We start from the raw sequence: 25,543 nt of genomic DNA on the forward strand, positions 1-25,543 counted from the left end.
CTTAACCGACGAAGATGTCGACCGGTGGGCGCAGCCGGGCCAGCCGGGCCAGCACCTCGTGCACCGGATGGTCGAGGAACGCCTTGACCGGCTGGGCATCCGGCGTCCGCGACGGGTCGTCACTCCCGCCAGCCGCGGCCGGGTAGACGATCTGGTCGAGTACGGCCGCGAACCGCGGTCCCCACTTGCGGGCGCCGAGCCGCGCCGTGATGGAGCAGTTGTCGACCATGTAGGCCACGTCGCGTGCATGCATGTACGGCAGTAGCGAGTCGACCGCCTCGATCACGGACTCGTTGACGATCTCCGACCATGGGTGGCCGCGCTCAACCAGTACGTCGATCTGGGCGGTCATCGCGGCGAGGAAGATACCGGCCGTGAAGGGATCCGCGGCCAGCTCGGCCGCTCCCCGCCGGGCCCGGACCGACCGCCCGGCCGCCCACATCGGCGAACCGCTGATCGGTGTGAGGGGCGACCTCGCCAGCCGGGCACCACTCAGGACGACGCTGCGGAGTTCGTTGCCTGAGTCGACCTCGTCATAGATCTCCACGATCAGCTCGCGGAACGACCGGTAGCTGGCGGCGTACGCGGTATCGAACTCGGCCCGGTCGGCAGTGGAGAATTGTTCGGGCACCGAGCGCAGGCCGGCCCGGGAGATGGCCGGAGCGAGTACGCCGGTGACCGTCTCACAGGACCGCTCGAACGCCCGCTCCGGCGAGTCGCCGGCGATCCGGCAACGCTGATAGAGACTCTCGACGATCCCGTGCACCGCACCGAGCAGGATCGCTCGTTCACCCACCAGGTCCGAGCGATACTCGTTGTCGAGCGTGGTCTGGAACGTGTACGGCGAACCGATCGCTATCGACCAGGCGAGCGCCCGGTCAGTAGCGTGCCCGTCCCGGTCCTGGACCACGGCGAAGCTCGCGTTGATACCCGCGCCGTTGACCTCGGCGCCTTGCAGGTAGAGCCGGCGTACCGAGTCGCCCATACCCTTCGGACACACGGCGATCACGTCGACGCCCGGCGGTAGCTCGGCTCCGACGTTCGTGAGATGGCCGAGCAGGAAGCCGTGCGACAGGCCGAGTGTCGCACCCAGGCGAAGCCGGGCGAAGATCTCGGCGCACTGGGCGGCCTGCGCCGCGTCCGCCACCAGGCACAGCACCAGATCACTCTCGGCGGCAACGTCGAGCCAGTCGCCGAGCGTCCCGTCACTGACCCTGAACCCCGCCGTCTCGGCGTCCGCCCGCGACGGCGATCCCGGCCGCAAGCCAACCTTGACGCGGATCGGCGCGCCAGCCAAGGAGTCCCGCAGGTTGCAGGCCTGCGCCCGACCCTGCGGGCCCCAGCCGAGGACACCGATCTGGCGAACGCCGGCCAATGCCTCGGGAAGCTTCGGAAACAGGTGGCGACCGCCGCGCACGATCGCTTCGGTCGTACCCGCCAGCTCGATCGTCTCGACATCGAAAACCCTGGAGGAGAAGGAGAAATCAGCCATGGGAAGGTTCTAGGCCTGGCGCCCATGTTGCGACAAGCGCAATATGTGGAACGCTTCGTTTCATCTTCAGCAATGCGCGCGAGCTGCGGCCGCGGCGCCTCGCCGCATCTCGCCTACGCAAGGGGTGCGGGAGAGCGGGCGCCGGCTCGGGATCCGCGCTGCCTTGAGAGAGGGACGCCATGGACCGGTACCACGAGCTCCGGCTGTTCCTACATCTCACGGAGACCCTGAACTTCGGCCGGACCAGCACCGACTGCCATGTCAGCGCGGCCACCCTGACCCGCAGCATCCAGCGGCTGGAGGCGCAGGCGGGGCAGCGTCTGCTCGACCGCGGTCCGCGCGGCGTCGCCCTCACCGAACCCGGCCGGCGGTTCCGCGAGTACGCCCGGTCCGCGCTCCAACTCTGGGAGGACTATCACCAGGGCTCCGGCGAACCGGCCGGGCTGTCCGGCCGGCTCAGCGTCTTCTCCTCGGTGACCGCCTGCCAGGCGCTGCTTCCCGACCTGCTGGCGGGGTTCCGGGCCGACCATCCGCAGGTTGAGCTCGACCTGCAAACCGGCGACGCCGCCGCGGCGATCGCCCGGCTGGCCGAAGGAGCAGTCGACCTCGCCGTCGCGGCCCTCCCCCGGCGCATCCCGGAACAGCTGCTCAGCAAGGAGGTGGCGAGGACGCCGTTGGTGTTCGTGGCGGCCGAGGGTGCGGCGTACCCTCCCGTGACGGGCATGGCCGGCGCGGGCAATCCGCCGTCCTGGGCGGACGTACCCTTCGTGCTGCCGCGGCGCGGACTCGCCCGCGATGCCGTCAACCGGTGGTTGCGGAGTCAGCGACTGATCCCACGGATCGCGAGCGAGGTGGACGGACACGAGGCACTGCTGACCCTCGTCGCGCTGGGCTGCGGCGTCGGCATCGTTCCACGGCTCGTGCTCACCACCAGCGCGGTTCGCGACCGGGTTGTGGAGGTGCCGGCAGAACCCGCGTTAACCGGGTTCCGGATCGGCCTGTGCGTACGCCGGTCCGATCTCCGCCGGCCGCTGGTCTCCGCGCTGTGGTCATCGGTCCTTCCGGCGGGCCTGGTGTGATGAGGCGAAGTGTCCGATCTGTTCAAGGCCCCGGCGCGGAACCGGCCAATACTCTCCAGGTATGGCCATTGACGTCGAAGCAGCCCGCACGTTCATCCGCACCAACGCCCGGATCCTGGAGCGCAGGCTGGCGGAGTTCCACCTCGACCACGATCTCGGCGCAGGTGCCGCTGCGCTGGAGGGCCTGAACGCGTACCAGAACGCCGACGGCGGGTTCGGGCACGGGCTCGAGCCAGATGTTCGCGCACCTGACAGCCAGCCGCTCTTCGTCGACTTCGCCACTGAACTGCTCGACGACCTGGTCTCCACGGCTCCGCGATTTCGCGCGGGCGCACGCGAACGGGCGGCCATGACCATCCCGTTCCTCCGATCGGTGACCAGCACGGCAGGCGGGCTTCCCATCGTGCTTCCCTCGATCACCGCCCATCCGCGAGCCGCGCACTGGGGCGACGCCAACTTCCCGGCGGGGCTGAACCCGACTGCGAGCATCGTCGGGCGGCTCCGGGCCTTCGGGATCGAGGACAGCTGGGTCGACGAGGCCGCGACGTTCTGTTGGACTCAGCTCGAGGCACCTGACAGCGTCACTGACGCTCACACCGCCCTCTGTGTCCTGCGGTTCCTCGAGACCGAGCCCGACCGGGAGCGGGCCGAGCGGTCGTACGCCGCCATCGGCTCGCGGTTCGACGAACTCGGCTTGTTCCTGCCGATGCCCGGCGAGGGATACGGGCTCACGCCGTTGCATATCGCGCCCACGCCTGACAGCCCGCGCCGAGGATTCTTCAGCGACGCCGCCATCGCCGCCCACCTGGAGGCGCTCAAAGCCGCCCAGCAGCCCGACGGCGGCTGGCCGATCTCGTGGGAGCCGCCGGGACCCGCCGCCGAGTTGGAGTGGCGGAGCATCGAGACCCTGCGTGTCCTGCGGGTGCTCACCGCGTATGCCTCCTGAACGCGTACTCCATCTGGCCACCATCGGGCATCCGCTCGCATCCCGGACCGCCGCTCGCCCAGGCTCTTACCGGCAGGTATGCAACCTCATACCGGCACGGTAGGGGCCCCAGGCGGCCGAACGGCAAGCAAGGAGACGAGGACTGTGGCATTGCGGCTGATCCAGGTAGGGCTCGGCGGCTGGGGGCACGACTGGGCCACCCACGTCATTCCCACGGTGCCGGTGATCGATCGGGTCGCCGTGGTCGACGCCGACCCCGCCACGCTGGCGAAGGCTCAGGAGAGCCTGGGGTTGCGCGACGACCAGTGCTTCTCCCAGTTGGGTGCGGCGCTGGACGCCGTGGACGCGGATGCGGTCCTGGTCACGGCGACCGTCGCCGCCCACATACCCCTCGCCGTCCAGGCGATCGAGTCCGGCAAGCACGTCCTGGTCGAGAAGCCGTTCGCGGCCACGGTCGCCGAGGCGCGCACGGTCGTCGAACTCGCCGAGCAACGCGGACGCACGCTGATGGTCAGCCAGAACTACCGCCACTTCCCGGCCGCGCGCACCGCCGCCCGCCTCGTCGCCGAGCAGCTCCTCGGTCCGGTCGCCGCCGTCCGGGTGGACTTCCGTAAGTGGGCGAACGACGCGCCGGTCGGCGCCAACCGCCACTACCGCCTGGTCCACCCGCTGCTCTACGACATGGCGATCCACCACTTCGACCTGATGCGCCTCGTGCTCGGACAGGAGCCGGTCCGCGTCTACACCCAGGTCACCGATCCGCCGTGGAGCAACTTCACGGACGAAGCCTCCGCGTTCCTGACGATCACCTTCGACCGCGGCGCCGTCGTGAGCTACCGCGGCAGCTGGGTGAGCCCGGGGACGCCGACAACCTGGTCGGGCGACTGGCATCTGGAATGTGAGCGGGGCGAGATTTACTGGACGGGCCGCACCGGCGGCGCCGCCGTGACGGACGGCGAGACCCTGCGGGTACGCCGTCAACCCGCGCTCGCGTCCACCGGCGCGGGGCGAGCAGACCAGGCGCACACGGAGGATGCCGTCTCGCTGGCGGAGCTACCGTTCGTCGGGCGGGCCGGCGTCCTCGCGGAGTTCGCCCGCGCGGTCGCGGAGGGGGACGAGCCGGAGACGTCGGGGCGGCGCAACCTCGGCAGCCTGGCGCTCGCCGAGGCGGCCGCCCGTTCCGCCGTGTCTGGTCAGGTCGAGCCGGTCGAGTCTGCCTGACTTACCCCGCGTCGCTGGAGTGCCCCGGGAAGACCTTCGCACCCGGCCTGATGATGGGCACGGCGTTGTTGACCGCCGTCGCCGCCTCTCCGAACCCGGTGGCGATCAGCTTCACCTTGCCGTCGTACGCCGCGATGTCGCCCGCGGCGAGGACCCGCGGAAGGTTGGTGCGCATCGCGGAGTCCACGACGATGTGGCGCGCCCGTTGTTCCAGGCCCCAGTGGGTCATGGGACCAAGATCGGCGTGGAAGCCGAGGGCGGCGACGATCGCCTGCACCTTCAGCGCCTCCCGCTCGTCCGTCGCGTTGTTGAAGATCTCGACGCCGTCGATCTGGCCGTCCCCGAAGACCCGCCCAACCTCCCACGGCGTCAGAAGCCGGACCTGGGAGGACCGCACCCGCTCGACGGTGTGCTCGTGCGCGCGGAAGCGGGTACGCCGATGGACGAGCGTCACCGAGCGGGCCAGCGGCTCCAGGCTCAACGCCCAGTCGAACGCGGAGTCCCCACCGCCGACGATCAGCACGTCGAGCCCGGCAAGCTCGTCCAGCTTGGGAACGAAGTAGCGAAGCCCCCGCCCCTCGTACTCCTCTCCCGCCGGGAGCTGCTTCGGGCTGAACGTTCCGATGCCGGCGGTGATGAGCACGGCCCGCGCAACGACGACGAGTCCGCGGTCTGTGGTGATCCGCACGTCCTCGTCCCCGTGCTCCAGCGTCTGCGCACCGTGGCCCAGGAGGTACAAGGGTGAGAACGGCGCGGCCTGCTTCACGAGCCTGTCAACCAGGTCCTGCCCCTTGATTTCGGGGAATCCGGCGACGTCGAAGATCAACTTCTCCGGGTACATCGCGGTCACCTGCCCGCCAGGCTCGGGCAACGAGTCCATGACGGCTACCGAAAGACCTCGAAACCCGGCGTAGTAGGCGCCGAACAGTCCGGTGGGGCCCGCACCGATGATCAGCAGGTCCGTTTCGATCATCCGCACCTCCGCGGCCCGAGTGCACCCCCTCCACAATGGAGTACGGTCACCGCACTCGGTGTCTCCTCATTCACGATACGTGGCAGGCAGGGCCGTGCGGCTCCCGACGCGCGCTGATTCGTGCCGGTCACGACAATCGTGCACCAGCTCGCCGCGCGGCGACGGATGGTGGATCACTCTCCCGGACCGAGCGTGTCGCCCCAGGTGTTCCAGTAAGTGATCTCCTCGACCGGACGGCGCTTGGCTGGTCTGAAGTCCGTACCGATCGTGTAGGCGACCGGCAGCATCGCGGCCTGCGTCACCGAGTCCGGGATGCCGAGGAGTTCAGCTGCCTCCCGCTCGTAGGCCAGGTGGAACGTCGTCCACACCGAACCCAGGCCTCTGGAGCGCAGCGCCAACTGGAAGCTCCACACCGCCGGATGGATCGAGCCGAAGAACGCCGCCGCGTGCCGCAGGTCGGTGATCCGTCCTTCGATGCAGGGGATCACCAGCACCGGAACCCGGTCGATGACGTCCATGAGGTAGCGGGCGGACTCCTGGACCCGCGCCTGCTGCGCGTTCGGCGACGCGGTCGCCCCCGCGGCTCGAAGGTACGCCTCGCCCCCGGCGCGGTACAGCTCCCCCAGCCTGGCGCGCTTGTCAGCGTCGAATACGACGACCCACCGCCAGCCCTGGCTGTTGCTGCCGGTCGGGGCCTGGGTGGCGAGGCGAAGGCAGTCGAGCAACACCTCACGCTCGACTGGACGCTCCAGGTCAAGGCGTTTGCGAACGGCCCGGGTCGTGGAGAGCAGGTGGTCGGTGACGGCGAGGTCGATCAGCTCAGTCATGCCTCGACGCTACCCAGCCGCGGACCGGCCGGCTCGACCCAACGGCAACCCAGCCGAACGATCGGGGCTGGCGGGCGACGACCTCACAGCCAGAACTCTCACTGCCACAACGAGTGTGGGGTGCCGGTCAGATCGACCGGGACCCCCCCACACCAGCAAGTCGTACGAGCGCCGATGAGCGACCGAGTGGTTCCCTCAGGCGGACTTCCTCGTCGAGGCCTTCTTGGTGGCCTTCTTCGCGGGGCTGGCCTTCCTGGCCACGTTGGCTTTGCCCGCCGTGCCAGCCTTCCCATTGGCACCGGCTTTCGCTGCGGCGCTGGTCCCCCTCGTCGCGCTGGTCTTCCTGGCGGAGGTGGCCTTCTTCGTGCCGTTCTTGCCAGCGCTGTCCCCGGCCTTCGTGGCGCTCCTGCTTGCCTTCGCGGGCTTCTTGGCACCGCCAGACGTGGTCGTGGTGGTCCGGGCCGTGCCCGTGGTGACCCGGGCCGAGACCGCCCGCGCCGCGCGCTCGGCGTAGTCGGGAAGCACATGACGGAGGAAATCTCCTGTGTAGCTGCCCTCGTCGGCCGCGACGTCTTCGGGGGTACCCTCCACGATGATCTTGCCGCCTCGGGTGCCGCCCTCCGGCCCCAGGTCGATGACCCAGTCGGCGGTCTTGATCACGTCGAGGTTGTGCTCGATGACGATGACCGTGTTGCCCTGGTCGACCAGGCGACCGAGCACTCCCAGGAGCTTGCGGATGTCTTCGAAGTGCAGGCCGGTTGTCGGCTCGTCGAGGACGTAGAGCGTGCGCCCGGTCGACCGCTTCTGCAACTCGGACGACAGCTTGACCCGCTGCGCCTCACCACCGGAGAGGGTCGGAGCGGGCTGTCCCATTCGTACGTATCCCAGTCCGACGTCGACGAGGGTACGCAGGTGACGGGAGATCGCCGGGATGGCCTCGAAGAACTCCAGCGCCTCCTCGATGGGCATGTCGAGGACTTCGGCGATGGTTTTGCTCTTGTAGTGAACCTCCAGCGTCTCGCGGTTGTACCGGGCACCGTGACAGACCTCGCACGGCACATAGACGTCGGGGAGGAAGTTCATCTCGATCTTGATCGTGCCGTCGCCGGAGCATGCTTCGCAGCGGCCACCCTTGACGTTGAACGAGAACCGTCCGGGCAGGTAGCCGCGGATCTTCGCCTCCGGCGTCTCGGCGAACAACCTGCGGATGTGGTCGAAGACGCCGGTGTAGGTGGCCGGGTTGGACCGTGGTGTGCGTCCGATCGGCGACTGGTCGACATGGATGACCTTGTCGATGTGATCGGTCCCCGTGATCTTCTGGTGGTGTCCCGGAACGTCGCGCGCGCCATAGATCTGCTTGGCCAGCGCGGCGTAGAGGATGTCGTTGACCAGCGTGGACTTGCCGGAGCCGGACACACCCGTCACCGCGACGAAGCAGCCGAGCGGGAACGACACCGTGACGTCGCGCAGGTTGTGCTGCCAGGCCTTGTGCACGGTCACCTCGCGCCCGGGCGTCGGCGGTCGGCGTACATCGGGGATCGGGATCTGGCGCCGGCCCGAAAGGTAGGCGCCGGTCAGGGAGTCCGGATGGCGAAGCAGCGCGGCGAGCGGGCCGGCGTGCACCAACTGGCCGCCATGCTCGCCGGCGCCCGGGCCGATGTCGACGATCCAGTCGGCGGTCCGGATGGTGTCTTCGTCGTGTTCGACCACGATGAGGGTGTTGCCGAGGTCACGGAGCCGGACGAGCGTCTCGATCAGTCGATGGTTGTCGCGCTGGTGCAGGCCGATCGACGGCTCGTCGAGGACGTAGAGAACGCCGACGAGTCCCGAGCCGATCTGTGTCGCCAGCCGGATCCGCTGTGCCTCACCACCGGACAGCGACCCTGAGGGACGGTCGAGCGTGAGGTAGTCGAGGCCGACGTCCAGCAGGAAGCGGAGGCGTTCGCCGATCTCCTTGACCACCCGTGCGGCGATCTGCTTCTCGCGGGGACTGAGCTCCAACTCGCGCAGGAACGCCGCGATCTCGCCGATCGGCAGCGCGCAGGCCTCCGCGATCGACTTCTCACCTATCGTCACCGACAGCGACATCGGCTTGAGCCGCGCGCCTCGGCAACTCTGGCAGGGGACCTCCCGCATGTAGCCTTCGAACCGCTCCCGGCTCGAGTCGGACTCAGCCTCGGAGTGGCGCCTGGTGACGTACGAAATGACGCCTTCGTACGTCGTGTAGTAGGACCGCTCGCGTCCATAGCGGTTGCGGTAGCGGACGTGGACCTGATCGGCGTAGCCATGCAGGAGCGCCTTCCGGGCCTTCGCGGGCAGACGCTCGAACGCCATGTCGGTGCGGAAGCCGATCGTGGTCGCGAGCGCCTCGATGAGCCGGCCGAAGTAGTCGGAGACGTGGGCGCCCGCCCAGGGAGCGAGCGCGCCCTCGTCGAGGCTCTTGGTCGCGTCGGGCACCACCAGGTCGGGGTCGACCTCCATCCGGGTGCCGAGGCCGGTGCAGTCGGGGCACGCGCCGAAGGGCGAGTTGAACGAGAAGGACCGCGGCTCCAGCTCCTCGAACGACAGGTCGTCGTCAGGACAGTAGAGGTGCTCTGACCAGACCCGCTCACGCTGCGGATCCGTCTCCGGCAGGTCCACGAAGTCGAGCGTCACCAGCCCGCCACCCAGGTGAAGTGCGGTCTCGATGGAGTCGGTGAGTCGTCGCTTGGCTGAGCCCTTCACCGTGAGCCGGTCGACGACGACCTCGATGGTGTGCTTCTTCTGCTTGTCGAGCTTCGGGACGTCCTCGAGCGCGTGGACCGCGCCGTCGACCCGCACCCGGGAGTAGCCCTGGGTGGTGAGCTGCCGGAACAGGTCGGAGTATTCGCCCTTGCGCCCGCGCACCAACGGCGCCAGGACCTGGAACCTGGTCCCCTCCTCGAGCTCCAGCATCCGGTCGACGATCTGCTGCGGCGTCTGCCGGCTGATCGGGCGGCCACACTGGGGGCAGTGGGGATGACCGATGCGCGCGTAGAGCAGCCGGAGGTAGTCGTAGACCTCGGTGATGGTGCCCACCGTGGAGCGGGGGTTGCGCGAGGTGGACTTCTGGTCGATCGAGACAGCTGGCGAGAGGCCCTCGATGAAGTCGACGTCAGGCTTGTCCATCTGCCCGAGGAACTGCCGAGCGTACGCCGACAGCGACTCCACGTAGCGGCGCTGGCCTTCGGCGAAGATCGTGTCGAACGCGAGGCTCGACTTCCCCGAGCCCGACAGGCCGGTGAACACGATGAGCGCGTCGCGCGGCAACTCAAGAGAGATGTCCTTGAGGTTGTGCTCGCGAGCGCCTCGAATGATGAGCTGGTCAGCCACGGCGGCGGTTCCGTCCTCGGCAACGGTGGTTGTTTGGCGGTTCGTTCTTTGGCTATATGTGCTGGTCAGTGCGGTGTGGTCGAGCTGTTCGGAAGGTCGGGTCTCGGCTTGTCAGACGTGGGTACGACACGGCTTGGCCATGCTAACGGGGCCCACCGACAAGCCTGCCCGACGCGGATCCGCGAGGCGCCGGCGCCATCGAGCGGGCATCCGATCCGGGCGCTCCCGATCGTCAGGACTCCTGGAACCATCCCGGGGGAAACTGCCGCTCCATCTCCAGGGCCAGGCGCTGGAGAAGGGAGCTCCGGCTCTCGCCGGTCGCCTCGCCGAGCCAGCGCAGGAGCACCTCGTCGATACCGAGGTGGATCCAGCCCTCCGCGGAGCGCCAGCCGGTGAGCTCAGCCATCGCGTCCTGGAGCGCTTTGGCTTCGTCCGGCGTCACCTCGACTTCGATGGACACATGCGGTGCCGGGTTGACCTCCGCGAGGACCTCGAACCGCTCCTCGATCGACCGGTCCTTCTCCCCCAACACCGTCAGCGTCCTGATCCAGCGGTGGATGATCTCGCGAGTCGGATCTTCCGGGGGTGTCGGATCTTCCGGGGGTGTCTGTGCGCTGTTCACGTTGACCGACCCTCTCGATTGGTGTGAATGAACCTGAGCTGTCTGTGGCGGGGAGTAACCCAGAGTCTTCCGGGTCCGTCCAATCCGGCCAGAACCGGCCGACTTTCCCACATCCGGGTTGGACGTACGCCGGTGGATGCCCGAAAGAATGGACTCGATTCCACACCGGGATCGTGCCGAACCCCACCGGCTCCGAGAAGACATCCAGACCGACACACCGCATCACCAAAGAATGGGTATCAATGATCCGTCTTGCCATGCTCAGCTTCTGGCACGTCCACGCGGGCGACTACGCCCGCCAGGCCCAGCAGCATCCAGGTACCCAGATCGTGGCGGCCTGGGACGAGGATCCAGACCGCGGCCGGGTCGAGGCCGACAAGCTGGGCGTCCCCTTCCACGAGAATCTTGACGAACTCCTCGCGCGCCCGGATGTGGACGGCGTGATCGTCGACACGCCCACCAACATCCACCCCGAGGTCATGGTCGCGGCCGCCCGTGCGGGCAAGCACATCTTCACCGAGAAGGTTCTCGCCCTCACCGTCCGGGAGTGCAACGAGATCCTGGCCGAGGTCGAGAAGTCCGGCGTCGCGCTCACGTTGTCCCTCCCCCGGTTGTACGACGGCTACACCGTGGCGATCCAGGACGTCCTCGCCTCCGGGGCGCTCGGCGAGATCACGCTCGTCCGTACCCGCCTCTCGCACGGTGGGTCGGTCGGTGAGGGATGGCTTCCCGAGCACTTCTACAACGCCGAGCAGTGTGGTGGCGGCGCCCTGGTCGACCTCGGCTGCCACCCGATGTACCTCGCCCGGCTCTTCTTCGGCGGGCTTCCGGAGTCTGTGAGCGCGAGCTACGGCCACGTGACCGGCCGCGCGGTCGAGGACAACGCCGTCGCGGTCCTGCGCTACCCCGGCGGGGGTCTCGCCGTGGTCGAGGCGGGGTTCGTCAACACCTACTCGCCGTTCACGATCGAGGTGCACGGCACCCTCGGCAGCCTGCTCTACGGCACTCCCGAGGGCACGCTGCTCGTCCGCAGCCCCGCGCACGAAGGCGGCGAGCGCTGGGTCGAGCTTCCGCTGGCCGAACGCAAGCCGATGGCGTTCGAGCAGTGGGTCACCCACATCCAGAACGGCACGAGGGCCCACGAGAACGTCGAGATCGGCCTCGACCTCACCCGCCTGATGGAGGCGGCCAACCACTCCGTCGCCATCGACGCGCCGGTGCGGATCGACAGCATCAGCGCCTGACCAGCACCATCGTTCCCAGCCCGCACGGACAACGGCAGCGCCGCCGGTCCAGTCGTGGGCCAGCCGCCGGACAGGGCGCACACCCACCGGCGGTTCGGTCCATATTCACCGCGCGGGGGTCACCCCCACTGTGCGTCAACCAGCAGTTGCATCGAGGAGGATCTCCCATATGACCGTGAACGTCGGGCTCATCGGCTGCGGCGGTATCTCGAACCCGCACCTCCGTGGCTACCTCGACATCCCCGACCAGGCCAAGGTGACCGCGGTCGCCGACGTGGTCGAGGCGAACGCGCGGACCCGCGCCGAGCAGGTGGGCGGCGCGAAGATCTTCTCTGACTACCGCGACCTGATCGCCTCAGGCGGTGTCGACGCCGTCGACATCTGCCTGCCGCACCACCTGCACGCCGACGCCATCATCGCCGCGGCGGAGGCCGGCAAGCACATCCTGTGCGAGAAGCCGCTGTGCATCACGACCGAGGAAGCGGAAAAGATCACCAAGGTCGTACAAGACAACGGCGTCACGTTGATGTGCGCCCACAACCAGCTGTTCATGCCACCGGTCGCCAAGGCCCGCGAACTCATCCAGAGCGGTGCGCTGGGCAAGGTCTTCGAGTTGCGGACGACCGACAGCTTCTTCAACCGCGGCCTGAACTCCGACATGGGCTGGCGGGGCAACCTGGAGACCGCGGGCGGTGGCGAGCTCATCGACACCGGCTACCACCCGACGTACCTCCTGCTGCACCTCGCCACCGCCGAACCCGCCGAGGTCGTGGCGATGACCAGCCGGCACCGCCTGCCGATGGAGGGTGAGGACTCCGCGCAGGTGCTCGTGCGGTTCGCCGACGGCAGTGTCGGCACGATCGTGACGAGCTGGGCGTACGTCCCGTCGTCCAACACCGAGAAGTTCTCCGTCGTCGCCGAGAAGGGCACGCTCTGGAGTGACGGGCGTACCCTCCACCACCGCACGGTCGAAGGTGTGCTCACCACGACGGAGTTCCCGGAGGTCGACGCGTTCTCCGCGGAGATCGCCGACTTCATCGGCTGCGTCACCGAGGGCCGCCGCCCGATCAACACCGAGGTGGAGGGCGTCCACGTCCTCAAGGTGATTCTCGGCGCCTACGCGTCGGTCAGGGAGAAGCGAATCATCACGCTCGCCGACCTGTAGCCGTCACGGACAACCCACAACCACAGTGGTGGGGGTGGGCACGACGGGGCGAAGCCCGAGCGGGGCCGGAATCACGAAGTGCCCTTGCCGCGAAGCCGTCGCGGCAAGGGCACTTCGCTACAGGCGGGTGAGGCGGCGGGCGTACCAGTCGGTGCGGGCGCGCGGCTCGACGGGAACGACCTGCACCCGCGCACCCAGCACCGTCACGCCGGTCGGGCCCGCGAGCACCGGAACCAACTCGGCGGACAGCACCTCCGGGATGTCGTAGGCCAGCCGGGCCACCCGGTGCAGAAGATCCTCCAACGCCGCCACCTCCGCGTGCTCCCCGCCGCGGTGCCCGAACAGCAACGGTGCGGCCCGCACCTCCCGCACCATTTCGGCGGCGTCGACGTCGGTGAGCGGCGGGATGCGGTACGACAGGTCGCCGAGCAGGTCGGTCGCCACACCGGCCACCCCGAACGACACGATCGGCCCGAACATCTCGTCCTCGGCACAACCGACGACCACCGGCACGCCGGGCGCCGCCATCTTCTGGACGACGAACCCCGCCTGCGCCGCGTCCCCGATCGTGTCGGACATCGTGGCCCAGGCATCACGCATCTCGGCCTCGGTGTCGATGTTGCGCCACACGTCGGCGAGGTCGGGGCGCTGCCGGTGGTGGGGCGCGGTCGCCTTCAGGACGACGTTCCATCCCAGGCGTTCGGCGGTCGCCACCGCCTCCGCGGCCGAGTCGACGGGGTACGCCGGCAGGAGGTTGATGCCGTAGCAGCCGAGGAGTTCGTCGAGCCGCTCCCCTTCGACGTCCGTACCCTCGGGATGCTCTGTCAGGACGGCGTTGACGATCGCCCTGGCCCGATCATCACCGACGTCCTCGAGCACCGGGATCCGGCCATGCGGCCGGGCACGCCATTCGGCGTACGCCGTCACCTTGGCGAGCGCCCGCACACCCGCCTGCGGCGAGGCGTATGACGGGACCGATCCGCGCACCGCCACGCCCTGCTCGTCGTACCGTCGCAGGGGTTCGGGTACGCCATGGCTGCCGAGGAAGGTCACGACGATCGGCTTGGCGCTCTCCCCCGCGACCCGGGCGATCCGCGCGGCGACGTCAGCGCCGTCGACGTCGACCGGTGAGACGTACACCGCGATCACCGAGTCGACGCTCTCGTCGGCCACCACGTCGGTGAGCGCCCGCTCGAAGTCGTCGGCGGTCGCGTCGGGCCGGAGCGCGGCGGGCTGGCGGACGACCGTGAGGCCAGCCTCGGCGACCGCGTCCGCCGCGAGCATGCCGAGCGAGTCGGAGTTGCCGACGATCGCGACGTCCGAGCCGGCGGGCAGCGGTTGGTACGCCAGCACCTGTGCGACGTCCAGCATCTCCTCCAGCGTGTCCACCAGGATGACCCCCGCCTGGCGGAACATCGCGTCGACCGCGGCTTGGGGTACGGAGGTGCGATGCACCGTGTGGCCGAGCGGGACGCCCTGGGTGAACCTGCCCGAGCGGACGGCGACCACGGGCTTGGTCAGAGCGAGCCGGCGGGCCACCCGGCTGAACTTCCGCGGGTTTCCGATCGACTCGAGGTACAGCAGGATCACCTCAGTGGCGGGATCCTCACCCCAGTACTGCATCAGGTCGTTGCCGGACACGTCGGCCCGGTTGCCCGCGGACACGAACGTCGACAGGCCGAGCCCGCGTTGGGCAACCGTCTCCAGGATCACGCTGCCAAGCTCGCCCGACTGGCAGAAGAAGCCGACCCGCCCCCGGGCGGGCACCACCCGCGCCAGGGACGCGTTGAGGGAGATCTCGGGGCGGGTGTTGATGACACCGAGCGCGCTCGGACCGATCACCCGCAGGCCGTGCGCCCGGGCCAGCCGCGCAAGCTGGCGTTGACGGTCACGGCCCTCCCGTCCGGTCTCGGCGAACCCACTCGACACGACGATGAGCCCGTTGACCCCCTTGGCCGCACAGGCGACCACCACGTCGCGCACCGAATCGGCTGGCACCGCGACGACGGCAAGGTCGATCTCCCCGGGGATGTCGAGCACGCTCGCGTACGCCGGCACACCAGCGACCGCCCGCGCCGTTGGGTTCACGGCGTACACCGGTCCGGTGAATCCGCCCAGCACGAGGTTGCGGACCAGGGCCTGGCCCACCTTGTCCTTGGAGCGGCTCGCACCCACGACGGCCACCGAGCTCGGCGTGAGCAGGCGTTCGACCGACCGCGCCTCCGCGCGGTGCTCGCGTGCGGCCATCACCTCCAGGCTCATCGCGGTCGGCTCGATCTCGAGTTCGAACTCCAGAACGCCGTCCTCCACGACGCCGGCGACCTGGTAGCCCGCCTCCTTGAAGACCCCCGCCATCCGGAGGTTGTCGGGCAGCACCTCCGCGCGGAACTTCTCGATGCCGTTCTCGCGCGCAGCCTGCGCCAGGTGTTCGAGCAGCACGCTGCCCACTCCGCGCCCCTGGTCGGCGTCCTGCACGAGGAACGCGGCCTCGGCCTCCCGGGGGCCGGTCCGGTCGTAGCGCCCGACGGCGATCATCTCGTCGCCGACAGTGAGGATGAACGCCACCCGGTCGCGGTGGTCAACCTGGGTGAAACGCCGCACGTCCTGCTCGGACAGCCGGGGGTACGGCGCGAAGAAGCGGTAGTACTTCGACTCGTCGGAGACCCGGGAGTAGAACGCGACCAGGCGTTCGGCGTCGTCGGGCCGGATCGGACGTAACACGGCGGTACCGCCGTCGCGGAGTACGACGTCGGCCTCCCAATGCGCCGGGTCGGGCAACTGCGGCGGGTCCGTCACAGGCACGAATCTAGCCGCGCGGCGCACGCGATCGGGAGGCGGAAGTAGGCGAGTTCCGCGCCGCCCGGCGGAGTTCGCGGGTTGAGCGCCTCCAGGTCCTTGTTACCGGACAGGCCCAGCCACGTCCCGACGCGCAGCTCGTCCAGGTCGCGGCGCCGGCTCGTACATATGGGGCCGGGTGGCCGAAACCGCATGACAGCCGCCCTAGCTGACCCCAAATGATCACGTATACGTGGTCATTGCCTGCCTCACATGGTGTCGGTGCCATGTGAAGCAGGTACGCGCCACGTATACGTGATCATTTGGAGCCGCCGCGCGGCCTGAGGACGCCGCGCTCGAACGCCCTCGCCACGGCCGCCGCCGGTCGCTGACCCACGGCCGCGACTCCGTTATCTCAGCGACGTCCGCTACACCAGGGACGTCCGCTACCCCTGCGACTCCGCAACCAAGGTTGACAAACAGGGCCGTGTCAACCTATGTTGACGTGGGTGAACACGCTCGTTGACACCATCCGCGCCGAGGACCCGCTCACGGCCCTCGCCGACATCGCCGCACTCCGGACCGACCTCGAGCGGGAGACCGTCGTCCAGGTCCGTCGCGCGCGCCACCAGGGCTGTTCCTGGGAGGTGATCGCCGCCGCGCTCGGGGTGAGCCGGCAGGCGGTGCACAAGAAGTACGCCGGGCGCGGCGGCCTGCTCGGTCGCCGGCGCACCTGAACCGCCGTACCCCACGAAAGCCGTACCCCACGAATGGAGTCAGACCGATGCCCCCACGTCCCCGCCGCCGTTCCAGCTCCACGGGACCGAAGCCACGCGGGTTCGGTTTCCTGTTCTCGCGACGCCGGCGGCGAGGGCTCCGGCTCCCGCCATCCGGAGGACCCGGCGGTCCGGGCGAGCCGCCTGACGGCCCACCCGACGGCGGCGTACGCGAGCCTCGGCGCCCCAAACCTGGTCCACCTGCTATGGCCGCCGAAGCCGACGAGCCGCGCGAGCCGCTCCCCGCCGCCCGCGACTGACCCGGCTGGCAATCTGGCCTGCGACGGTGCTTATCTCGCATAGCGAGCAACTCTCGGCCCAGATCAAGATCTTTTCTTGAGTCAACCGCAAGGCAGGCGGGTTGTCTCATGGACCGGACGGCGTGGGGCCTGGTTCATGATCAACTTGCGGAAATCGCCCACCGCTCGCGCAGAGCGTGGGCGATTTCCGCAAGTTGATCATGGTGCGGTCTCCGTCTCGTTTCGCTCAGATCCAGCGGCCTTTCGCGCGGCATGTCGGCACCATGCAAAGGCGAATTGAGCGTCCTTTGTGGCGAGATGCCGCATGAGGTAGCGCCCCGTCTCAACTGGCGTACACCCGACCGTCTGAGAAACCCGAGCGCAAGCCCGAGTTGTCATAGCCCGATTTGTCATAGCCCGATTTGTCATAGCTTTTTCGGCTAAGAGACCGAGAAACCTATGACAACTCGGCGAAAGAGCCGCGGTCTCGTGGCGCGACAAACCGCCCGCGTCAGGCGTTGTCTGGTTCGGCCGCCGGCTCCGAAGACCGTTCCCGCGCAGGCTCCGGCACGGGCGCCCGCGGCGCCGCGGTCCGCGCAGCCGCGGTCTGTGCCGCCGCGGTCCGCGCCGCTGCTGCCGCGCGCCGCCGGCGGACGAGTATGTGCGCCACGGGTTCGGCGAGCCGGGCGGCCAGCGGCCCGATCACCGCGAGGGCCAGCACGTAGGCGGCGGTCGTCGGAGCGAGGACCTTGGTGACTCCTCCGGCCGTGGCAAGACCGGCGATCACGATGGAGAACTCCCCGCGCGCGATCAACGCCGCACCGGCCCGCACCCGGCCTGGCGTACCCACACCGTCGCGGGCTGCGGCGAACCAGCCCGTCACGAACTTCGTCGCGACACCGACCAGGACGAGCCCGATCGCCGGCAGGATGACGGGAGGCAGCGCACCCGGATCGGTGGAGAGCCCGAAGAACACGAAGAACATCGCCGCGAAGAGATCCCGCAACGGCTCCAACAGCCGCCGGACGTTTTCGGCCACCTCGCCTGACAGCGCGATCCCGAGGAGGAACGCACCGACCGCGGCCGACACGTGCACACTCTCAGCGAACCCCGCGACGAGCAGCGCGAGGCCGAGGATCCGCAGCAGCAGGATCTCCTGGTTGGCCGTGAACACGAACCTGCTCACGTGCCGGCCGTACCGCAGGGCGATCAGCAACACCAGCGCGAGGATCGCGATCGCCACCAGCACCGACGACATCGCGCTCCACGGACCGGAGGCGGCGAGGACGGCGGTCAGGACCGGAAGGAACACCGCCATGGCCAGGTCCTCGAGCACCAGGACCCCGAGGATGCTCGGCGTCTCCCGGTTACCCAGCCGGCGCAGGTCGGTCAGGACCTTCGCCACGATCCCCGACGAGCTGACCGCGGTGACGCCGAACATCGCGATGGCGGCGACCGGGCCCCAGCCCATCAGCAGGGCGAGGGCCGCGCCCGGCACGCCGTTGAGGACAACGTCCAGTACGCCGACCGGCGCCTGGCGCCGCAGGGTTCCGACGAGTTCACCGGCGGAGTACTCCAGCCCCAGCAGGAGGAGCAGCAGGACCACGCCGACCTCGCCGCCGGTCTGGATGAACTCCTGCGGTGCCGCGAGCGGGAGCAACCCGCCGGAACCGAACGCGAGACCCGCCACGAGGTAGAGCGGGATGGGCGAGATCCCGACCTTTCCGGCCAGCCGGCCCACCACGCTCAGACCGAAGATGACGGCGCCCAGCTCGATGAGCAGTGTCGCGAGATGCACCCGCCCCTCAGCCTTCCGCGAGGATCTGTGCGACCTGGCGGACCGCCTCGGGGGTGCCGACCACGATCACCTTGTCACCGGCTTCGAAGGTGAAGTCGGGACGCGGCGAGGGATGCACCTCATCACCACGGATGACAGCGACGATCGACGCGCCGGTACGAGTGCGGACCTGCGCGTCTCCGAGCGTGCGTCGGGCGTACGGCGAACTCGCGGCGAGCCGGATGCCCTCCGTCGCCAGTCCCTCGACCTGTTCGCGCAGCCTCGCGAACCGCTCGACGATCCGGGGAGCGCCCAGCAACTCCGCCACCACCTCGGCCTCGGCCGCGCTGAGATCGATCACCGCCCGGCACGCGTCGGGGTCATCCGAGTCATAGACGAACACCTGACGCTCACCACCGCGTTGCGAGACGACTCCGATGCGTTGCCCCTCCGCGGTGAGGAAGTCGTGCCGTAGGCCCACGCCCGGAAGGCGTGTCTCCTCCACCTCCATGCTTCCTCCTTCTCGACGACCGACCCTACGGCCCCGCCGAGGACGCGGGAAGCCGGGGATCAGAAGCGGGGATCACGAGTGGGCCCGACCGGGTCTGGTCGGGCCCACGGTGAAGGTCGGTCACACGGTGAAGGTCGGTCACACGGAGCCGGGTTGGCGTTCCGGTGTCGCGATGTCCGCCGGGCTGAGCCCTGCCTCCGAGAGGATGCTGGCGAAGTTCTTCTCGACGTACTGCTGGAGCTGGACGGCGTAGTCGTCTGGCTTGATCTTGCGCTGGAGCACGGTGATGAAGAGGTTCCTGAGGGCGTCGGTGGACCGGCCACCGGCGCCGTTGACCCAGAAGCCGCCGTACGCCGGGCCGGTGATGCCCTTGGGCTCCACCCGGGAGATCCGGTCCTGGATGTCCTTCGGATAGTCGATGCCGCTGATCATCGACGGACCCTGCGGCGTCAGCTCCTTCGCCTCGCCCTGCCCGCGGACAAAGGCGGAGTAGCCGGCCCGGGAGATCCAGAACATCACGAAGTCCATGACCATCTCGGTGCGCCCGACGCCCTTGTCGACAACGCTGAGATACTCACCGCCCGTGCTTTCTGGTGAACGGACGCCGGCCTGCACCCTGGACCCGCTCATGGGCGGGAACTCCATGACGTCCCATTCGAAGGCACGGACGGTTCCCTGCTCGATGTCGAGCCGGCGCAGGCGGTCTGCCGATATTCCCTGAAGGTCCTTGGGAAGCCGGGTCAGCGTCCACGAACCGTCGACGAGGATCGCCGCCCGTTGCTGCAGGAACGGGGTGTACTGGTCGCTGCGGACGAAGAAGTCGCTGGTCGAGAACTCCGGGAAGACCCTGGAGAAGTTACCGATGATGTCCGCGACTCTCGGGGTGTCGAACCGGAGAGCTCTGTCCTTCAGGCCGGCGTAGAAACGTTGCGGACTGAAGGTGTACGTGGCGTGCAGGCGGGGGTTGTTGGGGTCATAGGTGAAGTCCCCGTCGGTCTCAGGGCTCCAGTTCCAGTCGCCGGGCCTGGCTCGGACGGAATTAACCCAGGACGTGTGGTACTGGTCGAAATAGATCGAGGCGAACCAACCGGGTATCACGTAGTCGAAGTTCGTCGAGATCGGAATATGACCGGCCGCCTTGAGCTTGCGGGAAACATCGACGAGGGCGCTCCAGTCGGCCGGCGGATCGACACCGACCTTCGCGAAGACGTCCTTGTTGTAGTACCAATAAAGCCGGACCGCGTCGGTGCCGATGAGCGTTCTGTCGCCCCGCGGGTCGAGGTCGCGGAAGAGCCCGAACGCGTAGTCCTTCTCCCATGCCTGGCCGGTGTACGGATTGGTCTGGGCGCGATATTCGTCAAAATTGACGTACCTACGAAAGATCGGTCCGTAATTACCCGAAACGATGTCGGGACCGATCCGGTTGTCACCCAATTGCGTCCCGAGCCAACTCGCGTAGGCCTTGGTGTCGGGATAGTCCTTCGTCTCCCAGACGATCTCGACGTCCGGCTGGTGCCGGCGATAGGCCGCGGCAAGCTCCTGCTGCGCCTGGCGAGGAGGGTTCTCCAGCGTGGCGACAACAATCCGGCCGCGATACCTCCGCGTTCCGTCGTTGACCCGGGGCACGGTCGGCTTGTCGTCGAGGTTCTCACCGTCGTCACCACTACACGCGGCGAGTGCGGCGGCGAGCGAGGGAGCCGTGATCCCGAGGGCGAGTGAACGCGTGAGAAATGTTCGCCGGCTCCAGCCAGACATCGGCAGCCCTCCCTGACAGTCCGCGACAAACAGTACCCGGACCGCCACGAGCCCGTGACGAGACGTAGGGAACGGACCGCCAGGCCGAGCTTCTGTCAGGCCCTCACACCGGGTGCTCCTCAGGGTTGGACCAGAAGTAGGTCTCCGGGTCGTACACCGCCGGCGAGGGAAGGATCCAGGTGTTGACCCAACCACCGAGGGCGAGGTTCTCCCGCTGGGGTACGTTGCCGAGGCCCTCGCGCGCGAGCACCACCTGCGGATAGTTCGCCACCACCCCGAGGAAGAACGGCCCGTCCTCGATGTGGACCTTGAAGATCTCCCAGAGCAGCTTGATGCGTTCCATCTCGTCGACCGCGACCCGGGCCCGCGCGTACAGCTTCCACAGCCGGTCGATCGGGTCGCCCTTGTCGGGCAGGAGCCACGGCGGCTGGCGTTTCCACGGATCGACCTTCTCCTGCGCCTTCAGCTTCGACGGGTCGCCCGTCTGCAGGATGAACGCCTGGCCGTGCAGCGGCGCCCAGTGCTCAGGCTGCACCGGGATCACCCAACCGGGATAGACCAGCGGTTGGTTGTCACCGACCTCCCACGCCGTGGTGGTCATGAGCCGGCCCTGCGACCAGAGGTCGCTGAACGCGTCGGGAGCGACCGGGTTGATCCGGGTCGTGATGCCGATGGCCTCCCAGTCCCGCTTGAGATACGTGCATTTCTGGATGTGTTCGTTGCTGGTGTCCGCTGGATAGTCCAGGCTGAGCGCGAGCGGGGACCCGTCGGGCAACTCCCGCTTGCCGTCGCCGTTCCTGTCGACCACGCCGAGTTCGTCAAGGAGGGCTTTCGCCCGCTCCGGGTCGTACCCCAGATAGGCGTCGCGCCACTGCTCGAAGAGCCGCTGCCCCTGCTCGTTGACCTGGAACGTCACCCCCTTGGGGCTCAGCGTTCCGGTCGTGATCTCGCCGGTGTTGAAATAGATCGCCTTGCGGGCGTCCTTGCGGTCGAAGGCATGCGAGAGCGCCTGGCGGAATCTCTTGTCCCGGATGAGTTCACGGAGTCCGGCATCGGGATAGTCGTAGTTGAAGAACGTGATCGAACCCGTGCCTGACCCGGAGTCCCACAACCACAGGCGTACGCCCGTGCGCTTCTCGGCCTGCTTCAGACCGGAGATGTCGGCCAGCGTGAGTGGCACATGCGCGCCGTGCACGTAGTCGACCTTGCCCTCGGTGAGTTGCAGCCGGCGGACCTGGGCATCGCGCACGGCGTTGATCCGGATCTCGTCGAGGTACGGCAGTTGGTCGCCATGCCTGGTCACCGCATAGTAGAAGGGATTGCGTTCGAGCCGGACGCTTCGCCCCTCGGCGTACGCCTTGAGCCGCCAGCCCGCCATCGTCGGACAGTCCGGGTTTGCTGTCCAGTCGGACTTGCGGTCGTGTTCTTCGTACCACGACCTCTTGGTGACCTTCTTGTTGTAGCGAGGGTGGAACTGCCGAAGGTAGTGACGCGGAACCATCCAGCGCGGGCCGACCCCGGCGTTCACCCAGGCCGCGATCCGGTCGGGTGTAGCCGGTGCCGGCGCGTCGAAGGTGAGGACGAGCGTGTGGTCGTCGGGGGCGGTGACCGTGGCCACCGTGTCGCGCCCTGAGCGCACGTCATCGGGTGGGACTTCTGGATGCACCTCGTCCAGGACCATGTCCTCCCACCAGTACATGATGTCGGCGGTCGTCCACGAGTGGCCGTCAGACCATCGCAACCCCTTGCGGAAGCGGAAGGTCCACACGGACGCGTCCGCGTTGGACTCCCAACTCTCGGCGAGTCCCGGACCGACGTCACGACCGTCGTTCAAGAAGCGCAGGAGAGAATGGCCGTAGCAGTACTCCTTGATGGCGGCACTGGTGGTGCTGTCCATGATCATGAGTAGCTGGCCGCCGTACGTGCCACGCCTGACCCACTCATGGGGTACGACGTACGGGTGCTCCGGAAGGCGTTCAGCGAGGGGTGGCAGCTCGCCACGCTTCACCATCGCCGTCAGCGCGGGCGCCTCGCGCAACGTCTTCGGGACCGGCAACGGCTTGGTCGCCGATCCCTTGCCGGTGGTCACATCCGGCGAGGCCTTGCCGTCCGGCTGGGCGGATCCCTTTGATTCGTTGGGGGCGCAGGCGCCCAGGGTCACCGTCGCGACAGCGAGAGCCGAACCATACAAGAAGGTCCGGCGGCTCGCCCCGACGGTTTCCAACCTTCCGGTGACTTCACTACCCTCTCCCATCGACTTCCTCTCCCATCGGTGAAGGCCCTTCGCACCTTGATGTCACAGGACCGCGGGCGCCGACGCGCCCTGCACGAGTTCCTCCGGCAGGAGCTTCGCGTGCGCCTCGATGAGGTCGTCCACCATCGAACGAATCTCAGCGAGCGTGAGGAGCGCTCCGGTCAGCGGGTCGAGCATCACCGCGTGATAGACGTGCTCGCGATTCCCCGTCAATGCGGCCTTGACGGCGAGTTCCTGGACGTTGATGTTCGTCCGGTTCACCGCCGCGCACTGGGGTGGCAGGTCGCCGATCACGCTGGGCTGGACGCCGTTGCTGTCCACCAGGCACGGCACCTCGACGCAACATCCCGTTGGCAGGTTCGTGATCAGGTTCTGGTTCTCGACATTTCCGTAGATCACGCTCGGAACTCCCGTCTCCATCGCGTTGACGATGACGGCGCCGTACTCCACCGACGGAGCGAGCTCTGCCTTCAACCTGTCCAGGAGCGTCGCGGTCTGCCCGTCCTCGTCGTGGGCCGCGCAGATCTCGTAGTAGTCCCAGCGCCGCGGGATGAAGTCGTTCACCATCTCCGCCGTCTTGCGGAAGTACGGAAGGTATTCGGACGCATGGTGGCTCGACTCGGTGTGGAAGTACCCGAACGCGTCCATGATCGACGTACGCACGCGTTCGACCCCGCCTTCGTAGATGGACGCACCGCGATCCGCGTGGCTGTGGTCGCCGCGGTCGTCGGCGAGGCCCGCTCCGTCCCGCCAGCGAAGGTGGCGCTCACCCATCACCTGGCGCAGGCGCGGATACAGGTCGTCGTGGCCGTGGCGGAAGTCGAGGAACCACGACTGGTGGTTGATGCCGGCGGCGCGGTAGCTCACCTCGCCGTACGGCACACCGAGTTCACGGGCGAGCATCCGCGACGTTCCCTGCACGCTGTGGCAGAGTCCGACCGTCTTGACACCCTGGCTGGTGAGGAACCCCGTGGCCATCGCCATCGGGTTGGCGTAGTTGATGACCTGAGCGTCCGGGCAGAGTGCGTGGATGTCGCTAGCGATCCCGCGATATGCCGGCACCGAACGCAGGAACCGGAACACCCCTCCGGGCCCGACCGTGTCGCCCACCGGCTGGTCGATCCCATACCTGCGTGGGATCTCGACGTCCTGCCGGTACGCGTCGATCCCGCCGACCTGGAAGGTGATCACGACGTAGTCGGCGCCGGCCAGCGCCGCCCGGCGGTCCGTCGTGGAATCGACCCGCGCCGGCAGCCCATGGTGGGCGACGAGTTCGCGGGCGGCCGAGGCGGTGCGTTCCAGGCGTTCCGCGTTGATGTCCATCAACGCCAACGTGGAGTCCTGAAGCGCGGGGAAACTCAGCAGGTCGCCGATCAACCGCAGCGGAAACACGTAACCGCCGGCACCGATAATCGCGATCTTGGGCATAGCCACTCCTTGCGCAGACGTACGGGTGTGGAGGACGCACGGGTCTTGGAGATGTGAGATACGCGGTAGCCAGATGCGGCCATCCGGTCTCGCGTTGTTTCAACCGTATGAACTGAAAGACCTAGAATCCCTCCGCATGGGTAGGGCGAAGTTCCGGGAGACTAAGGTCGGCACGCGAAGCCACGCGGAGCAGAGCCTCGTGGAGCACGGCTCCGTCGGGCAGAGCCAGGTTGAGGTGCATCCGTCAGAGCTGAAGTGCTGGCAGGGCAACGGTTACGCCATGAGGGGCGCCCACCGGCACGACGACATCGAGGTCAACCTGGTCGACCGGGCGCCGCTGAAGTACATGTTCGGAGGTACGCCCGTCGAAGTGCGTCCTGGACATGTCGGCCTCTTCTGGGCGGCCATGCCGCACCGCCTCATCGACTGCCCGGAAAACTGGAACTCCTACGTCTGTTGGCTCCACATTCCGCTCGGCACCATCCTGAACTGGGGACTCCCCGAAACCGTCGTTTCTCATCTGCTTCGAGGCCGGCCAATCCTTTGTGCCACCGGCGAGTCCAACCGCATTGAGCCGGCGGATTTCGGCCACTGGTCACGCGACCTGGCGAGCGGGTCAGACGAGCTGCGACAGGTGGCGCTGCTGGAGATCCAGGCGAGAATCCGCCGCCTCATCCACGGGGCCGGCCTCACCACCCGCCTTTCGTACGAATGGACCGCGACCGACGACGGCGTACGCCACGCGACCGCGATGGCCCAGTTCGCCGCGACCCACTTTCGCGAGCCCATCACCGCCACTGACGTGGCATCCTCCGCACACCTGCACCCCAACTACGCGATGACGCTCTTCCATCAGGTGTTGGGCACCACGATCGGCGCCTACCTGACGCAGTGCCGGGTCGCGGAGGCGCAGCGGCTGCTCATCACCACACATGCCACGACGAGCGAGATCGCAGCCGCGGCCGGCTTTGGTTCGCAGAGCGCCTTCTACGCGACCTTCACCCGGATCTGTGGACAGCCGCCCGGCGCCTACCGCCGCGCGCACCACCACGTCGCCACCACCAACCCAACGTGAGCGGCCAGGTCCGCCGCGCGTACCCCCGTCGCC

General features: G+C 68.2%; 19 protein-coding genes. 7 read left to right on the top strand and 12 right to left on the bottom strand.

All coding sequences use genetic code 11. From position 1 onward, the window contains the following. Position 1: 1 nt before the first annotated feature. Positions 2-1,492 carry a ketol-acid reductoisomerase gene (locus B141_RS0123260; protein WP_020577592.1) on the bottom strand — a complete coding sequence of 497 codons (1,491 nt, stop codon included), beginning with the start codon at positions 1,490-1,492 and terminating at the stop codon, positions 2-4. Between the two features lie 179 nt (positions 1,493-1,671). Between B141_RS0123260 and ilvY the strand changes: the two genes are divergently transcribed. The 3 genes from ilvY to B141_RS0123275 all read left to right on the top strand — a co-directional run bounded on the left by ilvY (position 1,672) and on the right by B141_RS0123275 (position 4,738). Beyond that, positions 1,672-2,571, top strand: coding sequence for an HTH-type transcriptional activator IlvY (gene ilvY, locus B141_RS0123265; RefSeq protein ID WP_020577593.1), 900 nt, complete (start codon positions 1,672-1,674; stop codon positions 2,569-2,571). A gap of 61 nt (positions 2,572-2,632) precedes the next feature. Further along, positions 2,633-3,517 (top strand): hypothetical protein, encoded by an 885-nt coding sequence (locus B141_RS0123270; RefSeq protein ID WP_020577594.1) that lies wholly within the window; start codon positions 2,633-2,635, stop codon positions 3,515-3,517. Between the two features lie 144 nt (positions 3,518-3,661). Beyond that, entirely contained in the window at positions 3,662-4,738 is a 1,077-nt protein-coding gene (locus tag B141_RS0123275) for a Gfo/Idh/MocA family protein (protein WP_020577595.1), read from the top strand. 1 nt (position 4,739) lies between these two features. On the opposite strand, the gene B141_RS0123280 is transcribed toward B141_RS0123275, so the two are convergent. From B141_RS0123280 to B141_RS0123295, 4 genes are all read right to left on the bottom strand, one after another. Then, complete coding sequence (locus B141_RS0123280; RefSeq protein WP_020577596.1) at positions 4,740-5,711, bottom strand: NAD(P)/FAD-dependent oxidoreductase; 972 nt, start codon at positions 5,709-5,711, stop codon at positions 4,740-4,742. 173 nt (positions 5,712-5,884) lie between these two features. Then, positions 5,885-6,538 carry a nitroreductase family protein gene (locus B141_RS0123285; RefSeq protein ID WP_020577597.1) on the bottom strand — a complete coding sequence of 218 codons (654 nt, stop codon included), beginning with the start codon at positions 6,536-6,538 and terminating at the stop codon, positions 5,885-5,887. 195 nt (positions 6,539-6,733) lie between these two features. Further along, positions 6,734-9,889, bottom strand: coding sequence for an excinuclease ABC subunit UvrA (gene uvrA, locus B141_RS0123290; RefSeq protein ID WP_020577598.1), 3,156 nt, complete (start codon positions 9,887-9,889; stop codon positions 6,734-6,736). Positions 9,890-10,121: 232 nt separating this feature from the next. After that, positions 10,122-10,511 carry a hypothetical protein gene (locus B141_RS0123295; protein WP_020577599.1) on the bottom strand — a complete coding sequence of 130 codons (390 nt, stop codon included), beginning with the start codon at positions 10,509-10,511 and terminating at the stop codon, positions 10,122-10,124. Positions 10,512-10,753: 242 nt separating this feature from the next. Here B141_RS0123295 and B141_RS0123300 point away from each other — a divergent pair, with 242 nt between their 5' ends. Both B141_RS0123300 and B141_RS0123305 read left to right on the top strand, forming a co-directional pair. Next, on the top strand, positions 10,754-11,755 hold the full coding sequence (locus B141_RS0123300; RefSeq protein ID WP_026257505.1) for a Gfo/Idh/MocA family protein: 1,002 nt from the start codon (positions 10,754-10,756) through the stop codon (positions 11,753-11,755). Positions 11,756-11,924: 169 nt separating this feature from the next. Further along, complete coding sequence (locus B141_RS0123305) at positions 11,925-12,920, top strand: Gfo/Idh/MocA family protein (RefSeq protein WP_020577601.1); 996 nt, start codon at positions 11,925-11,927, stop codon at positions 12,918-12,920. A 117-nt stretch (positions 12,921-13,037) separates the two neighbouring features. Here B141_RS0123305 and B141_RS0123310 read toward each other — a convergent pair whose 3' ends face one another. Both B141_RS0123310 and B141_RS49525 read right to left on the bottom strand, forming a co-directional pair. Next, complete coding sequence (locus tag B141_RS0123310) at positions 13,038-15,716, bottom strand: bifunctional acetate--CoA ligase family protein/GNAT family N-acetyltransferase (RefSeq protein ID WP_020577602.1); 2,679 nt, start codon at positions 15,714-15,716, stop codon at positions 13,038-13,040. Further along, positions 15,713-15,910, bottom strand: coding sequence for a hypothetical protein (locus B141_RS49525; RefSeq protein WP_157181216.1), 198 nt, complete (start codon positions 15,908-15,910; stop codon positions 15,713-15,715). Before B141_RS49525 ends, B141_RS0123310 begins: the two co-directional genes overlap by 4 nt. Before the next feature lie 294 nt (positions 15,911-16,204). Between B141_RS49525 and B141_RS0123315 the strand changes: the two genes are divergently transcribed. Further along, the gene (locus B141_RS0123315; protein WP_237742786.1) at positions 16,205-16,432 is read left to right on the top strand and encodes a hypothetical protein; all 228 of its coding nucleotides are present in this window, start codon (positions 16,205-16,207) and stop codon (positions 16,430-16,432) included. Positions 16,433-17,221: 789 nt separating this feature from the next. On the opposite strand, the gene B141_RS0123320 is transcribed toward B141_RS0123315, so the two are convergent. From B141_RS0123320 to melA, 5 genes are all read right to left on the bottom strand, one after another. Continuing rightward, positions 17,222-18,508 carry a cation:proton antiporter gene (locus tag B141_RS0123320; RefSeq protein WP_020577604.1) on the bottom strand — a complete coding sequence of 429 codons (1,287 nt, stop codon included), beginning with the start codon at positions 18,506-18,508 and terminating at the stop codon, positions 17,222-17,224. 7 nt (positions 18,509-18,515) lie between these two features. Further along, on the bottom strand, positions 18,516-18,998 hold the full coding sequence (locus tag B141_RS0123325) for a cation:proton antiporter regulatory subunit (RefSeq protein WP_020577605.1): 483 nt from the start codon (positions 18,996-18,998) through the stop codon (positions 18,516-18,518). Between the two features lie 138 nt (positions 18,999-19,136). Further along, complete coding sequence (locus tag B141_RS0123330; RefSeq protein ID WP_020577606.1) at positions 19,137-20,753, bottom strand: ABC transporter substrate-binding protein; 1,617 nt, start codon at positions 20,751-20,753, stop codon at positions 19,137-19,139. A 103-nt stretch (positions 20,754-20,856) separates the two neighbouring features. Beyond that, the gene (locus B141_RS0123335) at positions 20,857-23,007 is read right to left on the bottom strand and encodes an ABC transporter substrate-binding protein (protein ID WP_020577607.1); all 2,151 of its coding nucleotides are present in this window, start codon (positions 23,005-23,007) and stop codon (positions 20,857-20,859) included. Between the two features lie 42 nt (positions 23,008-23,049). Continuing rightward, the gene (melA, locus tag B141_RS0123340; protein ID WP_020577608.1) at positions 23,050-24,435 is read right to left on the bottom strand and encodes an alpha-glucosidase/alpha-galactosidase; all 1,386 of its coding nucleotides are present in this window, start codon (positions 24,433-24,435) and stop codon (positions 23,050-23,052) included. Between the two features lie 136 nt (positions 24,436-24,571). On the opposite strand from melA, the gene B141_RS42260 reads away from it, so the two are divergent. Further along, positions 24,572-25,510, top strand: a complete 939-nt coding sequence (locus tag B141_RS42260) for a helix-turn-helix domain-containing protein (protein ID WP_020577609.1) — start codon at positions 24,572-24,574, stop codon at positions 25,508-25,510. Positions 25,511-25,543 lie beyond the last annotated feature (33 nt).

The organism is Actinopolymorpha alba DSM 45243, from assembly GCF_000373925.1.
Taxonomy (GTDB): Bacteria; Actinomycetota; Actinomycetes; order Propionibacteriales; family Actinopolymorphaceae; genus Actinopolymorpha; species Actinopolymorpha alba.

Bases quoted from the DNA above. Each gene is read 5' to 3' on its own strand.
- B141_RS0123260 (WP_020577592.1), bottom strand. From the start codon at position 1,492: ATGGCTGATTTCTCCTTCTCCTCCAGGGTTTTCGATGTCGAGACGATC.
- ilvY (WP_020577593.1), top strand. From the start codon at position 1,672: ATGGACCGGTACCACGAGCTCCGGCTGTTCCTACATCTCACGGAGACC.
- B141_RS0123270 (WP_020577594.1), top strand. From the start codon at position 2,633: ATGGCCATTGACGTCGAAGCAGCCCGCACGTTCATCCGCACCAACGCC.
- B141_RS0123280 (WP_020577596.1), bottom strand. From the start codon at position 5,711: ATGATCGAAACGGACCTGCTGATCATCGGTGCGGGCCCCACCGGACTG.
- B141_RS0123285 (WP_020577597.1), bottom strand. From the start codon at position 6,538: ATGACTGAGCTGATCGACCTCGCCGTCACCGACCACCTGCTCTCCACG.
- B141_RS0123300 (WP_026257505.1), top strand. From the start codon at position 10,754: ATGATCCGTCTTGCCATGCTCAGCTTCTGGCACGTCCACGCGGGCGAC.
- B141_RS0123305 (WP_020577601.1), top strand. From the start codon at position 11,925: ATGACCGTGAACGTCGGGCTCATCGGCTGCGGCGGTATCTCGAACCCG.
- B141_RS49525 (WP_157181216.1), bottom strand. From the start codon at position 15,910: ATGCGGTTTCGGCCACCCGGCCCCATATGTACGAGCCGGCGCCGCGAC.
- B141_RS0123325 (WP_020577605.1), bottom strand. From the start codon at position 18,998: ATGGAGGTGGAGGAGACACGCCTTCCGGGCGTGGGCCTACGGCACGAC.
- B141_RS0123330 (WP_020577606.1), bottom strand. From the start codon at position 20,753: ATGTCTGGCTGGAGCCGGCGAACATTTCTCACGCGTTCACTCGCCCTC.
- B141_RS0123335 (WP_020577607.1), bottom strand. From the start codon at position 23,007: ATGGGAGAGGGTAGTGAAGTCACCGGAAGGTTGGAAACCGTCGGGGCG.
- melA (WP_020577608.1), bottom strand. From the start codon at position 24,435: ATGCCCAAGATCGCGATTATCGGTGCCGGCGGTTACGTGTTTCCGCTG.
- B141_RS42260 (WP_020577609.1), top strand. From the start codon at position 24,572: ATGGGTAGGGCGAAGTTCCGGGAGACTAAGGTCGGCACGCGAAGCCAC.